Source organism: Planifilum fulgidum, from assembly GCF_900113175.1.
Lineage (GTDB): Bacteria > Bacillota > Bacilli > Thermoactinomycetales > DSM-44946 > Planifilum > Planifilum fulgidum.
The window spans coordinates 1-12,967 of record NZ_FOOK01000051.1 but is presented as its reverse complement, the minus strand read 5'-3'; the positions used below and the strand labels follow the sequence as shown (position 1 = coordinate 12,967).

The 12,967-nt window shown below is 58.0% G+C and carries 15 protein-coding genes; 10 read left to right on the top strand and 5 right to left on the bottom strand.

All coding sequences use genetic code 11. The features are described from left to right. On the bottom strand, nt 1–283 hold a 283-nt coding region (locus BM063_RS16735), incomplete at its 3' end, for a transposase (protein ID WP_143085414.1). Nucleotides 284–405: 122 nt separating this feature from the next. Then, nucleotides 406–1,749 (bottom strand): M28 family metallopeptidase, encoded by a 1,344-nt coding sequence (locus BM063_RS16730; protein WP_092041742.1) that lies wholly within the window; start codon nt 1,747–1,749, stop codon nt 406–408. A gap of 488 nt (nt 1,750–2,237) precedes the next feature. On the opposite strand from BM063_RS16730, the gene BM063_RS16725 reads away from it, so the two are divergent. From BM063_RS16725 to BM063_RS16690, 8 genes are all read left to right on the top strand, one after another. Continuing rightward, nucleotides 2,238–3,122, top strand: a complete 885-nt coding sequence (locus tag BM063_RS16725; protein ID WP_092041747.1) for a sulfite exporter TauE/SafE family protein — start codon at nt 2,238–2,240, stop codon at nt 3,120–3,122. An 18-nt stretch (nt 3,123–3,140) separates the two neighbouring features. Further along, on the top strand, nt 3,141–3,581 hold the full coding sequence (locus tag BM063_RS16720) for an RrF2 family transcriptional regulator (RefSeq protein ID WP_092041739.1): 441 nt from the start codon (nt 3,141–3,143) through the stop codon (nt 3,579–3,581). Further along, the gene (locus BM063_RS16715; protein WP_092041736.1) at nt 3,578–3,757 is read left to right on the top strand and encodes a YezD family protein; all 180 of its coding nucleotides are present in this window, start codon (nt 3,578–3,580) and stop codon (nt 3,755–3,757) included. The genes BM063_RS16720 and BM063_RS16715 overlap by 4 nt, the downstream gene beginning before the upstream one ends. Nucleotides 3,758–3,848: 91 nt before the next feature. Continuing rightward, a complete protein-coding gene (ssuE, locus tag BM063_RS16710) occupies nt 3,849–4,391 on the top strand; it encodes an NADPH-dependent FMN reductase (RefSeq protein ID WP_092041733.1) in 543 nt (180 codons plus the stop codon). A gap of 5 nt (nt 4,392–4,396) precedes the next feature. Continuing rightward, complete coding sequence (locus BM063_RS16705; RefSeq protein ID WP_092041731.1) at nt 4,397–5,407, top strand: sulfonate ABC transporter substrate-binding protein; 1,011 nt, start codon at nt 4,397–4,399, stop codon at nt 5,405–5,407. Further along, on the top strand, nt 5,404–6,582 hold the full coding sequence (gene ssuD, locus BM063_RS16700; protein WP_092041728.1) for an FMNH2-dependent alkanesulfonate monooxygenase: 1,179 nt from the start codon (nt 5,404–5,406) through the stop codon (nt 6,580–6,582). The genes BM063_RS16705 and ssuD overlap by 4 nt, the downstream gene beginning before the upstream one ends. Continuing rightward, nucleotides 6,551–7,324, top strand: a complete 774-nt coding sequence (gene ssuC / locus BM063_RS16695; RefSeq protein ID WP_092041726.1) for an aliphatic sulfonate ABC transporter permease SsuC — start codon at nt 6,551–6,553, stop codon at nt 7,322–7,324. Before ssuD ends, ssuC begins: the two co-directional genes overlap by 32 nt. Before the next feature lie 29 nt (nt 7,325–7,353). Continuing rightward, entirely contained in the window at nt 7,354–8,109 is a 756-nt protein-coding gene (locus BM063_RS16690) for an ABC transporter ATP-binding protein (protein ID WP_092041723.1), read from the top strand. 264 nt (nt 8,110–8,373) lie between these two features. Here BM063_RS16690 and BM063_RS16685 read toward each other — a convergent pair whose 3' ends face one another. Next, complete coding sequence (locus BM063_RS16685) at nt 8,374–8,886, bottom strand: hypothetical protein (RefSeq protein ID WP_143085412.1); 513 nt, start codon at nt 8,884–8,886, stop codon at nt 8,374–8,376. Nucleotides 8,887–9,010: 124 nt separating this feature from the next. Between BM063_RS16685 and BM063_RS16680 the strand changes: the two genes are divergently transcribed. Then, entirely contained in the window at nt 9,011–10,267 is a 1,257-nt protein-coding gene (locus BM063_RS16680; protein WP_425439182.1) for a YeeE/YedE family protein, read from the top strand. Nucleotides 10,268–10,495: 228 nt separating this feature from the next. On the opposite strand, the gene cymR is transcribed toward BM063_RS16680, so the two are convergent. Next, the gene (cymR, locus tag BM063_RS16675) at nt 10,496–10,915 is read right to left on the bottom strand and encodes a cysteine metabolism transcriptional regulator CymR (protein ID WP_092041718.1); all 420 of its coding nucleotides are present in this window, start codon (nt 10,913–10,915) and stop codon (nt 10,496–10,498) included. Nucleotides 10,916–10,991: 76 nt separating this feature from the next. Here cymR and BM063_RS16670 point away from each other — a divergent pair, with 76 nt between their 5' ends. Further along, nucleotides 10,992–11,507, top strand: coding sequence for a hypothetical protein (locus BM063_RS16670; protein WP_092041714.1), 516 nt, complete (start codon nt 10,992–10,994; stop codon nt 11,505–11,507). Between the two features lie 164 nt (nt 11,508–11,671). Here the strand turns inward: BM063_RS16670 and BM063_RS16665 are convergent, their stop codons facing one another. Then, the gene (locus tag BM063_RS16665; RefSeq protein ID WP_143085363.1) at nt 11,672–12,847 is read right to left on the bottom strand and encodes an IS701 family transposase; all 1,176 of its coding nucleotides are present in this window, start codon (nt 12,845–12,847) and stop codon (nt 11,672–11,674) included. Nucleotides 12,848–12,967 lie beyond the last annotated feature (120 nt).

The following is a 12,967-nucleotide window of genomic DNA, read 5'->3' as shown; positions in this document are numbered from 1 at the left end:
GACCAACAAACCAACGGTAGGCGATGTTGACCCGGATTTCCTCAATGAGGCGTCTTTCCGAACGAATTCCGTACAAATAACCGATCAAAAGCATTTTGAACAGCATGACCGGATCGATGCAAGGACGCCCATTATCTTGACAATACAAGGGGCGGCATTTTTCCGCGATAAACGAAAAGTCGATGGTTTCATTGATTTTTCTAAGCAAGTGATCTTGGGGAACAAGGTCTTCTATGTTGACTGTTTCGGGTTGAAATTCCCTGGATGGGTTCGTCCTGAACATATAAAAACCTTCCTTCGGAATTGTTTTATTCCGAATTCAACAAAAAAGGCTGTTGACCCTTCTTTGTCAACAGCCTCAGCACCCCGAAGGGTGCTTGACATTTCTTTTCCACACCAGGCAAATCAGCCCGCTTTCCGCAGCGGCTCCCGGAGCGGCAGCGGTTTCCGGATCACTTCGGACACCGCCGAGCCGATCACCTCCAGGGCCGTTTGCATCCGCTCCGGACTGATGTTTTCCCCAATCGTGTCCATGGGCGTGTGATAAACCTTTTCGATGTCGTAGACGAGAGGATCCCAACTGTCGACCCGCATCCAGATGAAAAGGGCGGCAGGAATCCCCCGCTGATGGAAGGGAACATGATCGCTGGAACCGAAACGGCCGAGGGCGACGGGCTTGCCCAGGCGTTCCCCCGCTTCAACGGCGGCATCAGCGACGCGGTTGGGCTGTCCGTCCACGGTCATCGCGTACAGGTGAGTCACATGATCATAACTGGTGGCCACCATGTCCGCGTTGAATACCCCGATGATCCGGCCCGCTTCTTCGTCACTCAGTTGGTTGACATAATGCCTCGAACCCAACAGTCCCCGCTCCTCCGATCCGAAAAAGGCGAAACGGAGTTCGACGCCGGGCCCGTGCTTCCTAAGCACCCGGGCGAGCTCCAGGGTCAGCGCGGTCCCCGAAGCGTTGTCATTGGCCCCCGGCGCTCCCACCACACTGTCCATATGGGCGGTGACCATCACGACGGGTGCATGGGGATTTTTCGTTTTGGCCGGTCGGGTGGCGATGACGTTCAAGGATGACAGATTGCCGTGGTGCTCCGTGTTCACCTTGACCTTCACGTTGCCCTTTTCCAGCCGCTCGATCAGCCATTGCCCGTGGATCAAGGAGATGCCGAGAACCGGGATGTCCACCTTTTCCTCAAAACGCGGAGAAAAGGCCGGGCCGTAATTCCCCCGGGAGCCCACGGTGTTGTAAAACAGCACCCCTTTGGCCCCGTTTTCAACCGCCCGCTTCAATTGCTCGTTTCTGTTGGCGCTGTCGTATTGGATCAGGACCATCTTTCCCTTCGCGCCCGCCGCATAATCTTCCCCGGAAAGCCCCTTCCCGACATAGATCACATCGCCGGAAACCGGTTTTTTGCCGGTGACCCGCCCTTCGGGCGAAGCGCCCACCTGCCACTTCTCTTTTCCCGATTGAACATAACCAATATATTGGTCAGGAACGGAAAACGGCTGCTCCTCGACCGCATATCCGAGTTTCCTGAGCTGGGAAGCGATGTACTTGGCCGCCTTCTTTTCCGACTCCAATCCGCCGACCCGCGGGCCGATCTGATCCGACAAAACCCGGACATGCCCAAGGGCCCGGTCGGCATTCACCCGGGAGAGAATCTCTTGATCCCAGGACGCATTCGCCGAGACGGTTGCATTCCCCAAAAAGAGCGCTGAGACAAAGAGAACCATGGTCATTGCCAATGCGGCGATCCTTCTCCCGTTCCCACTCACGGACGATCCCTCCGTATCGAAGTATTGAGAATCGACAGAAATAAGCTTCGACAGGGAATGGTTCGATTCCTTGCGGGAACAGGGCTCGACAACCGCCGGGACGCCATCTCCGGCCGGCGAACGAAAGGGACGCGGCAAGTTTCCAAAAAAGTAAAACCATTCTCCCCCCTATTGACACGCCGCTTTGCGGGAGGTAATATTCTCTAAAAACTAAGTATTTAAATCGGAATTTATTTTAGTTTGTTTACCTGTTTTATTTGTTTTATTGGGGAAACCGAACCGCCCTATCTATCGACGCGCCGGAACAAAGGGCCGAAGAAATAGTACTGGCGTTGAAACTGCTGCGAAACCGGCACCGGCACGAGGTCCACCACATATGAATGATTACGTGGTCGAAAAGTCGACTAAATCGCTCGAGATTCCCTTCTCACGGGCCGGAAGGAGTGGATGATGTGAAAAAATTGATTGTTTTCGCGCTGATCGGTTTTGCCGCGCAGTTGGTCGACGGCTCCTTGGGGATGGCCTACGGCGTCACCTCCACCTCCCTGTTGCTCCTGTTCGGGATCGCGCCGGCGGTGGCCTCCGCCTCGATCCACATGGCGGAGGTGGTGACGACGGCCGCCTCGGGCCTCTCCCATCTGAAATTCGGAAACGTGGACAAAACCGTGGTGATGAGGCTGATCATCCCCGGATCGATCGGCGCCTTCACCGGGGCCTGCTTCCTGAGCAACCTCCCGGGGGAACGGGCCAAACCGTACATCGCCGCATTCCTGTTTGTCCTCGGAATCTACGTGATGAGCCGGTTCCTCTTCGGAAAAGAAAACCGGGTCAAATCGGGCAAAAAGCCCCCCACCCGCCTGCTCATTCCGCTGGGATTGGTCGCCGGCTTCGCCGATTCCACCGGCGGCGGGGGATGGGGGCCGCTCAGCACGCCTGTTCTCCTCAGCCGCAACGAAATGGAGACGCGGAAGGTGATCGGCACCGTCGACACCAGTGAATTTGCCATCGCCGTATCCGCCACCCTCGGTTTCCTGATTTCCCTCGGACCGGAAAACTTCCACTGGCCGTGGATGATCGCGCTGATGGCCGGCGGAATCGTCGCCGCCCCCATCGCCGCCTGGCTGGTCCGCATCATCCCCTCCCGCCTGCTGGGCGTCCTGGTCGGGGGACTGATCATCGTCACCAATGCAAAGACCCTGCTCAACAGCTTTGATTGGATTCCCGTCACCTGGCATGCGGCGATCTACGGTTTTCTCTACTTGGTTTGGGCGGGAGGCGTCGCGCTGGCCGTGAGGAAATTGATCATCAGCCGCAAAAGGGCCTTTCTGTCCCAATAAAGAGGGGGCTGAAAAACCATGAAGGTGTCCACCCGGGGCGAATACGCCCTGCGGGCCCTGATCCTGCTGGGACAGCATCCCGAGGAAGTGATCCCCGCCGCCGACATCGCCGCGAAAACCCGGGTTCCTCTCAACTACCTGGAGCAAATCCTCCTTAAGCTCAAAAAACTCGGATATGTGACGAGCAAACGGGGAATTCGGGGCGGTTACACGTTGCGGCTTCCCCCCGGCCAAATCGTGATCGGGGAAGTGATCCGCCGGTTGGAGGGTCCGCTGGCCCCGATGGGGTGTGTCAGTGTGACCGCCTATGAACCCTGTCCCCTGGAGGAAGGATGCCTCCTGAAGCCGCTGTGGGCCCTGGTCCGGGACACGGTGGCCCGCCTGTTGGAACACACCACCCTGGCCGATCTGCTTCAGGGACGCCTTCAAACCGGAAAGGAGAGGATGGATGTCCGATGAACGCTTCTTCCATCTCCCGGTCGCAAATGGAGCAAATCATCCGCGCCTTGGACGGGCTGGAATACGGCACCGTCCTGATCACCGTCCACGATTCGCAAATCGTGCAGATCGACCGGACCGAAAAACGCCGCTTTCCCCCGGCACCATCCGACCAATCGACCCGAAAAACCAAGTAAAGGCAACGAAAAACCGCCGACCGGACCACCGGAGGCCTCATCTCTCGTCAGAAGGGATGGGGCCTTTCCCATTGAAAAGGAGGATTCCAAAATGGCGCGCATTGTCACGATTTCCGGCAGTCCTTCCCCTTCCTCCCGGACGAAGGCCGTGGTGGAATACATCAAAAATCTGCCCGCCGCAAAGGACTGGCAGGCGGATTCGATCGATGTCCGCGAATTGCCGCCTGAAGATCTGGTCCATGCCCGCTTCGACAGCCCGGCGGTCCAAAACACGGTCCGCCTGCTAAAGCAGGCCGAAGGCGTCATCATCGCCACCCCGGTTTACAAGGCCTCCTACGCGGGCCTGCTGAAGGCGTATCTGGACCTGCTTCCCCAGGATGTCTTGTCGGGAAAAGTCGTCTGGCCCATCGCGGTGGGGGGCACCCTGGCCCACCTGCTGGTGATCGATTATGCGCTGAAACCGGTGCTTTACGCCCTCGGCGCCCAGCACGTGTTGAGCGGCGTCTACATTGAGGACCGCTGGATCCGTCGGCATCAGGAAAAGATTCTGCTGGAGAGCGAGGCGGAAGAGCGCATCCGGGCATTGCTGGAGCGGTTCGTCAGGAATTTGACCCGATCCAATCAAAGGAGGTGAAACGGATGGCCAAAGGGCGAAAGCGGTTGATACCGAAGGCGCGCCGGTTCCTCCTCCTGCTGTTGGGGGGATTGGCGCTGTGGACCGCGGGCTGCGGCTCCGCCGCCACGGAGAATCCGGAAAAGACATTGCGGATCGGCTACCAGAAGTTTGGAACCCTCAGCATCCTGAAGGCCCGCGGAACGCTGGATAAGCGCCTGGAACCCCGGGGGATTCGGGTGGAATGGATCCATTTCCCCGCCGGCCCGCAGCTGCTGGAGGCGATGAATGTGGGCAGCATCGACATCGGACACACCGGCAACACGCCGCCGATCTTCGCCCAGGCGGCAAAAACCCCCCTCTTGTACATCGCCTCCGGGATTCCCAAACCGGAAAACGAAGCGATCGTCGTGCCCGCCGATTCCCCCATCCGGAGCGTCAGGGATCTGCGGGGAAAAAAAGTGGCCCTCAACAAGGGCTCCAATGTGCATTATCTGCTGCTGCAAGCGCTGAAGAAGGAAGGGCTGAAATACGAGGACATCCGGCCCGTCTACCTCCCCCCGGCGGACGCCCGGGCGGCCTTTGCCAAGGGAAGCATCGACGCCTGGGCGATCTGGGATCCCTATTTTGCCTCGGCGGAACGGGATCTGGGAGCCCGCATTCTCACCGATGCCCGGGGCTACACCACCAACCGCGAGTTCATTCTCGCTTCCCGAACCTGCGTTGAGGAGCACGAAGACATCATCCGGGCATTTCTGGAGGAGTTGAAACAAACGACGGATTGGTTCAACGAGCACCCCGAAGAAACCGCCCGGCTCCTCTCCAAACAGATCGGAATGGACGTGAAAACGGTGGAGAAAGCCATCACGCGCTCGAAATACGGACTCGTCCCGATGGATGAATCCATCGTAAAGGAGCAGCAGCAGATTGCGGACGCCTTTTTCGAGGCGGGCCTGATCCCCGAAAACATCCGGGTAAAGCGGGCGGTCTGGTTTGAAGGCGAAAAAACTTCAAAAGAAAGGAAGGAGAAACGATGAATATCTTCTGGTTTATTCCCACCCACGGCGACGGGCGTTACCTGGGCACCGCGAGGGGAGGGCGCGCCGTCGACCATCCGTACCTGAAACAGCTCGCCCAGGCGGTGGATCACCTGGGATACGCCGGTGCGCTTCTGCCCACGGGGCGATCCTGCGAGGATGCGTGGGTGGTGGGCGCTTCCCTGCTGTCCGTCACCGAGCGCATGCGCTTTCTGATCGCGGTCCGCCCCGGCCTCATCTCCCCCTCGGCGGCGGCGCGCATGGCCGCCACCTTCGACCGCCTCTCCGGCGGACGCCTTTTGATCAATGTGGTGACCGGAGGCGATCCGGTGGAGCTGGCCGGGGACGGCATCCACCTGGACCATGACACCCGCTATGAGCTGACCGACGAGTTCCTCACCGTCTGGCGGGAAGAGATGCAGGGAAGAGAAGTGACGCTGAGGGGGCGGCATCTGGACATCCGGGGCGGAAAACTGTTGTTTCCGCCGGTGCAAACCCCCTATCCCCCCCTGTACTTCGGCGGCTCCTCCGAGGCGGCGATGAAAGTGGCGGCCAAACACGTGGACGTCTACCTCACCTGGGGGGAACCTCCGAAGCAGGTCGCCCAAAAAATCCGACAAGTGCGCCTGCTGGCCGAAAAGCAGGGAAGAACGGTGCGATTCGGCATCCGCCTGCACGTGATCGTGCGGGAAACGGAACGGGAGGCCTGGGACGCGGCCAACCGCCTGATCCGATATGTGGACGACGAGGTGATCCGGGCTTCCAAACGGGCCCTCTCCCGTTCCGATTCCGTCGGCCAACAGCGCATGTCCCAGCTGAGCGGCTTCACCAAAACCGACCTGGAGGTGAGCCCCAACCTCTGGGCCGGAATCGGTCTGGTCCGGGGCGGCGCCGGCACAGCCCTCGTCGGGGATCCGCGCACGGTGGCGGAACGGATGAGGGAATACGCCGCCCTGGGGATCGACACCTTCATTTTGTCGGGATATCCCCACCTGGAAGAGGCGTACCGGGTGGCCGAACTGCTCTTCCCGGAGCTGCCCCTCCAAAACGCCCCTTCCGCTCCGAAGCGGCAGATTATCAGCCCCTTCGGGGAAATCATCGCCAACGACCACTTTCCCGGAGAGCGAAAAGGAGGGGGAGGCGATGGCCGGCCGGAGACTGCCAAAAGCGGTTGAACCGCTGATCCCCTGGAGCCTCCCCGTTGCGCTGGTGATCCTCTGGCAGCTGCTGGGGCAGATCGGCTGGATCTCACCGAGAACGCTGCCGGAACCGGCCGGCGTGATCCGGGCGGCCGTCCGTCTGGCCGCGTCGGGGGAGCTCTTCCGCTACATCGGGGACAGCACCTTCCGGGCGCTTTTGGGGCTGTTGATCGGGGGAAGCGTCGGACTGGCGCTGGGGTTTCTGAACGGCCTGTTTCCGGCGGCGGAACGGCTTCTGGACACCACCGTCCAGATGCTCCGCAACATCCCCCACCTCGCCTTGATCCCCCTGGCCATTTTGTGGTTCGGCATCGGGGAAGAGGTGAAATTGTTCCTGGTGGCGCTGGGGGTGTTTTTCCCCGTCTATTTGAACACCTTTCACGGGATCCGCTTCGTCGACCCCGGGCTGATCGAGATGGGAAAGGTTTACGGTCTCCGGGGCTTAAGGCTCCTTCGGAAAGTGATCTTGCCGGGGGCGATGCCCTCCGTCCTGGTCGGGGTGAGGTATTCCCTCGGAATCATGTGGTTGACCCTGATCGTGGCGGAAACCATCTCCTCCGACACCGGCATCGGCTATATGGCCATGAACGCCCGGGAGTTTATGCAGATGGACGTGGTGGTTCTGAGCATCCTGTTGTACGCCCTGCTCGGCAAGCTGGCCGACGTGCTGGCCCAGGGGCTGGAAAAGCGGTGCCTGCGCTGGCGGGCGGGCGAATAGCGAGACGCGAAAGGGAGGAAGGGTTCTCGATGGGAGAGTCTAGGGGTACCCGGCTGGAGATCACCGGCCTCAAGAAGCGGTTCGGGAAACGCCTGGTTCTGGAAGAGGTGGATCTTCAGGTGAACGCCGGAGAATTCGTGGCCATCGTCGGCCGGTCGGGATGTGGAAAAAGCACGCTGCTGCGCTTGATCGCGGGGCTGGAAACACCCACGGACGGGGAAATCGCCCTGGACGGCGCACCCGTGCGGGGAGTAAACCCCGCAGTCCGGGTCATGTTTCAGGAACCGCGCCTCCTTCCGTGGCTGAAAGTGGCCGACAACGTGGCCCTGGGGATCGACGGCGAACCGGACAAGAAAAGGCGGACCGCCGAGGCGCTGAATCAGGTCGGGCTGACCGAATACGGGGAAGAATGGCCCTCCGTCCTCTCCGGAGGGCAGCGCCAGCGGGCCGCCCTGGCCCGGGCGCTGGTCGGCCGCCCCCGCCTGCTGTTGCTGGATGAACCGTTGGGGGCGCTGGACGCGCTGACACGGATCGAAATGCAGCGCCTGATCGAAACATTGTGGGAAGAACAGGGGTTTACCGGCCTGTTGGTCACTCACGACGTGGAGGAAGCAGTCGCCCTGGCGGACCGGGTGGTGCTGCTGGAAGGGGGGAAAATCGGGTGGGATCTGAAGATTTCCCTGCCGCGTCCGAGGCAGCGGAGCAGCGGAAAGTTCGCCTCCCTGGTCGGCAGGATCCTGGACCGGGTGATGCAATCGCCGGGAAGCAGCCGGCAGATTTTATAAACGCTTTCGCCTGCCCGGGATGACCTCCGGGATAAATCCTCCTTCAGGAGACGGCTGCCCCACGCCTGGACGAACCGGAAAAAGATACGGGATGCAATCGCATCTCCCGCATCCGGGTACAGGCGAAATCCACGCACGGGCGGAAACGGATCCATTCCGAAGGCGGCGAGCGGCAGGGATGTAAAAGGGCCGGTTTGTCTTCGGGACGCATGGCCCTTCCCGGTAAGTTGCAGGAGGCGCGGCGATGGAGCCTGCCCCACTTGTTCATTGGTCTGCCGGCTCCGCACCTGTTCCCTGTGATGAAAGCAAAGAGGGATCGATATGCGCATGTAGATTACCATCTTCGTGCTCAAAAAGCCCTCTATCCGCGAAATCATCCAATTCGCCGGCCGCCCGTTCCTCCGGCTCTCCCATCACGGCCCGCCATGACAGGATGACTGCCAGGGGCAAAGCCTGTTGGGACGGGTCTCCTTCTTCGAAATGGAAAAGGAAGACGATATCCTCTTGACTGCCGCGGGTGGACGCAGCCAAGGTGTTGGAAAAACCGGGCGGTTCCTTCTCCTGCGATCCGCCTGCAGACCCAGTCCAGGCAAAAGGCGAGGGGCGGCGGATCAACGGATTTCGCAAACCAGGGAAGGCGTCAACGAAACGGCGCCTTCCAAAGATCCATTCACCGCCCACCGGTTTACGGCCGCTTTCTTGTGGTACCCTTTGTTCCTTCGTCCCTCCCGATTCACCGGCAGGAATGAGCGCCGCGGTGTCCGGGTCAACGATCATCAGGCAAGACGCCGCCGCTTGGGGATCGGGAAATACAAATTCGCCTTTACAGATCCGAATCATTTGTATTACCATGAAAGAAAAATAATGCCGACTATTTATATCAGAATAAGAGGTGAATCCCGTGGCATCGCAAACCGCACCCCCTGCTCCGGAGAAGTTCCGGAAACGGGCCGCGTTCTCCACAAGGCTTCCGTCACCCAACATTGCGGTGATCGTGGGGGGCTCGGCTGCGGCGCTGCTTATCGGCCTGGCGATCTTCAGCGGTCACGGCCTTCGGCAAGGCCTGCTTTATGGAATCGGTCTAATGCTCGGATACACTTTGTATCACGCACGATTCGGCTTCACTTCCGCCTTTCGCCAGCTCCTCGCCGTCGGTCAGGGGGCGGCCCTTCGGGCGCACATGTTGATGCTTTCTGTGGCCTCTCTGCTGTTCGCGCCGATCCTCTCCCTAGGCATCGGTTTCTTCGGCGTCGAACCTTCCGGCAATGTGTCTCCCATCGGCGTCAGCCTGCTGGTCGGCGCTTTCCTCTTCGGAGCGGGCATGCAGCTGGGAGGCGGTTGCGCTTCCGGGACGCTGTATGCCGTCGGCGGGGGTCGGACCGCCGTCTTCCTCACCCTGGCCGGCTTCATCGCCGGTTCGGTGATCGGGGCATGGCACTGGGGCTTTTGGGTCCAGGAAATGCCTTCGCTGCCCCCCGTCTCCCTGGCCGAAGACACCGGTTTGGGCTATGGCGGCGCCCTCCTCCTGCAATTGGCGATCTTCGGTTCCGTAGCCGGCATCACCCTGTGGGTTGCCAAGCGGCGCCGCCCGCCGGAAATGAAACCCGTCCCCGGCGCAAGGGGATGGTTGCGGATCTTCCGCGGCGCTTGGCCCCTGTGGGTCGGTGCCATCCTGCTGGCGGCGCTGAACGCACTGACATTGACCATCAAGGGAGAGCCTTGGGGGATTACCTCCGCCTTCGCCCTGTGGGGATCCAAAATCGCCGCCGTCCTCGGAGTGGACGTCGCTTCCTGGGCCTATTGGTCCGGAGAGCGGGCCGCCTCCTTGGAAGCCCCGATTCTGGCCGACATCACGACCGTGATGAACTTCGGCATCATTTTCGGTGCCATGCTGGCGGCGGGGGCCAGCGGAACGTATGCGCTCCGCCGGGTCCCCTGGCGCGCGGCCGTGGCGTCGGTGATCGGAGGCCTCCTGATGGGCTACGGCGCCCGCTTGGCCTTCGGATGCAACATCGGCGCCTACTTCGGAGGCATCGCCTCCTTCAGCCTTCACGGCTGGATTTGGATCATTGTCGCCCTTGGGGGGAACTACGCGGGACTGCTCCTGCGTCCCCTGTTCGGACTGTCCAACCCGAAACCCACCGATTCCGTATGCTGAACAGGCAAGGGAACCGGATGCAAAGAACCGGCTTCCTTCAGGAAGCCGGTGAGGCTGTTGACAAAGAAGGGTCAACAGCCTCAACCCCGGATTTTTCCGGGGTTTATTCTTTCTTGAAAAGGAGGGGAAGAACAAAATGAACTATTTGGTTTTTGCATTTATTTGCAGTTTTATTTTTGACCTTTTTACTGGACTTTCCTCTACTGTTCTTTCGATTGTTTTATGAAGTCAAATGTAAAACATGTATTCATCTTGATCATCATCGGAGGAATTTCGGATAAGATCAGCTAATGTAGTATTATCCAACACTTCAGCAATGGCATCCCGGACTTTTTTCCATAGCCTTTTTTGGGCTGTGTTATCTTCTTTTTCAAATTCGATCGGGGCAATTGGGCCTTCCAATATGCGAATAATATCTCCAACTGTGATTTCTTCTGGTGACTTGGTCAGTTTATATCCACCATATGCTCCCCGCACGCTTTTAACCAAACCATGATTCCGTAAGGGGGCAACGAGTTGCTCCAAGTAGTGTTCAGATAGCTGATGACGTTCCGCAATACTTTTAAGAGATACCGGTTTTTTCTTATCACTCGCTGCAAGATCCATCATGATTATCAAGCCGTATTGTCCTTTGGTTGATATTTTCAAATTGATCACCTCTTCTTTTTCCGGCTCTCTACTATATGCTACACTTTTCTTGTCACCAGTTAAAGGAGGAAATATTATGTTTCGGCGTCTTCTTTATTTGACCTTGCTCCTATTGATTCTTGTTGGATGTCAGACCCAGAACGATAAAGCAAATGCCGTTCAACCACCTAGGAAAATCAGTCTTGATACATCCAATGTTAATGGTTTTATTACTGAACAGGATGGGGTTTTTATCCTTCATGCCGCCAGCTATTTCAAGAATACCGGCGAGGCTCCTGTTTACATTCGAGATGTCAAATTTCATTTCGAAAGTACGGATGGATCAAATCTGAGTACCGTTACTCCCCTTTTCTCCACGCCTGCAATTGTAAGACCAAATGAGTTTACTCTCGTTGGAGGAACTTCCTATGTCAAACAAGATCTGACCAATATGGAACTAGGTCAGGTCAAAGTGAATGTAAAGTTTGCACAGACCAACCTTAAAGAATCCAAATGGAAAATTGATATCAACAAGCATCAAGAAACTCAGTATGGATACATGGTATTTGGTCGTGTAACAAACACGTCGGATAAACCGGCGGATTTCACTTAAGTACTACAGTTGTACTTACGGAGAAAGCAATCGCTTTCTGTAATGATAAAACCGAGACATGGCTTGATGTCGCCTTCGCCAATAAAACCAAGCCCAAATATGAATCAACGGAACAACTTGTTGCCAAAGGACTTTTTCCAGGAGCCGTCGCACTTCCGGAACCGTCAAGGGCATCGCAGTCCCCGGCTGCGTTTGAATGCAGTCAAGCTCTGGAAGGAACCCCTCCCCTTTTTTCGGAGGTCCGACGGGATTCCCTGTGCCCGCATGACGGTTAAAAAGGCATGGGCAACCATGGCCAAGGTAATGTGTCGGTGCCATCCCGTCCATGAACGAACCTCATAGTGATCCAGACCCACTTCCCCTTTGGCTTCCTGAAAACATCGCTCCACCGCCCAGCGGGCTCCGGCCACCCGGACGAAGGATGTGAGCGGAGTATCTTTGGGGGCATAGACGATATAGTACGCGTAGTCTTCTTTTTCATCCGGATGACGACGAATCAGCAGCCATCGCTGCCACTGTGGAGCATCGGGACAGTTTAGAGGATACCGGACCCACTCATATTCCCGGGGTCCTTTCGCGCCGTTTCCACAAGAAAGACGTACCCAAGCGGTTTCCTCGGTTCCAAGAGCCAAATCCCGCACCCGGTGGGTCTTCCAGCCGATACAAACCGATTCCTTGGCCGAGACGGCGAGGACATAGGCTTGCCGTTGTTCCTCCAACCACAAACGCAAACGGCGGTCACTGCCATACACCGTGTCCCCGGTTACCCATTGCACGGGTAGGCCGGCTTGGAAAGCATGCTGCAACATCTGCCGTGCCAGCTGAGGTTTGGTGGCAAAGCCTGTTTCCTTGGGAATCCCGGCTTTCCGGCAACGGGGAGGATCTTCCGTCCAGCTTTTGGGCAAGTACAGACGGCGATCGATCAACGTGGAACCTTTTGGGGAGACATAACAGAGAAAAACACCGATTTGGCAGTTCTCAATCCGTCCGGCCGTTCCGCTGTACTGACGTTGCACGCCTGCGGATTGATTCCCTTTTTTGAGAAAACCGGTTTCATCCACGACAGCGATCCCTTCGGGGTGGGCCAAGTGTTCCAAGACATATTGCTGTAAGTCGTCCCGAACGGCATCCGCGTCCCACCGGGCCCGCCCCAACAGGTGCTGAATGCCGTAAGGAGTGGGATCCCCGGCATACTCGGCCAACTGCCACCCGTTCTTCCGTTCCACGGAACTTAACAACCCACGAAGATAGGACTTACAACGTTGCCGTGCTTCGGAGCGGGCAAAGTGAGCTCCGATTCGTTCAGCCAAGGTTTCAAAGGACTTTGCCCAATTAGATATTTCGTTGCACGACGGATGGAGCGTTTTACGGGAATCTCGCGGGGTCAATGGAGTTCCTCCCAAATCTTTCTCGTTCAGTCGAGAGTATATGCAATAAATCTACTATTTGCAACTGTAGTA

What these genes read in the sequence shown, in the direction of transcription:
- BM063_RS16685 (WP_143085412.1), bottom strand. Translation starts at nt 8,886, where the DNA reads ATGATCGTTGACCCGGACACCGCGGCGCTCATTCCTGCCGGTGAATCG.
- BM063_RS16715 (WP_092041736.1), top strand. Translation starts at nt 3,578, where the DNA reads ATGAACGCTTCTTCCATCTCCCGGTCGCAAATGGAGCAAATCATCCGC.
- ssuC (WP_092041726.1), top strand. Translation starts at nt 6,551, where the DNA reads ATGGCCGGCCGGAGACTGCCAAAAGCGGTTGAACCGCTGATCCCCTGG.
- BM063_RS16705 (WP_092041731.1), top strand. Translation starts at nt 4,397, where the DNA reads ATGGCCAAAGGGCGAAAGCGGTTGATACCGAAGGCGCGCCGGTTCCTC.
- ssuE (WP_092041733.1), top strand. Translation starts at nt 3,849, where the DNA reads ATGGCGCGCATTGTCACGATTTCCGGCAGTCCTTCCCCTTCCTCCCGG.
- ssuD (WP_092041728.1), top strand. Translation starts at nt 5,404, where the DNA reads ATGAATATCTTCTGGTTTATTCCCACCCACGGCGACGGGCGTTACCTG.
- BM063_RS16690 (WP_092041723.1), top strand. Translation starts at nt 7,354, where the DNA reads ATGGGAGAGTCTAGGGGTACCCGGCTGGAGATCACCGGCCTCAAGAAG.
- BM063_RS16730 (WP_092041742.1), bottom strand. Translation starts at nt 1,749, where the DNA reads ATGACCATGGTTCTCTTTGTCTCAGCGCTCTTTTTGGGGAATGCAACC.
- BM063_RS16720 (WP_092041739.1), top strand. Translation starts at nt 3,141, where the DNA reads ATGAAGGTGTCCACCCGGGGCGAATACGCCCTGCGGGCCCTGATCCTG.
- BM063_RS16670 (WP_092041714.1), top strand. Translation starts at nt 10,992, where the DNA reads ATGTTTCGGCGTCTTCTTTATTTGACCTTGCTCCTATTGATTCTTGTT.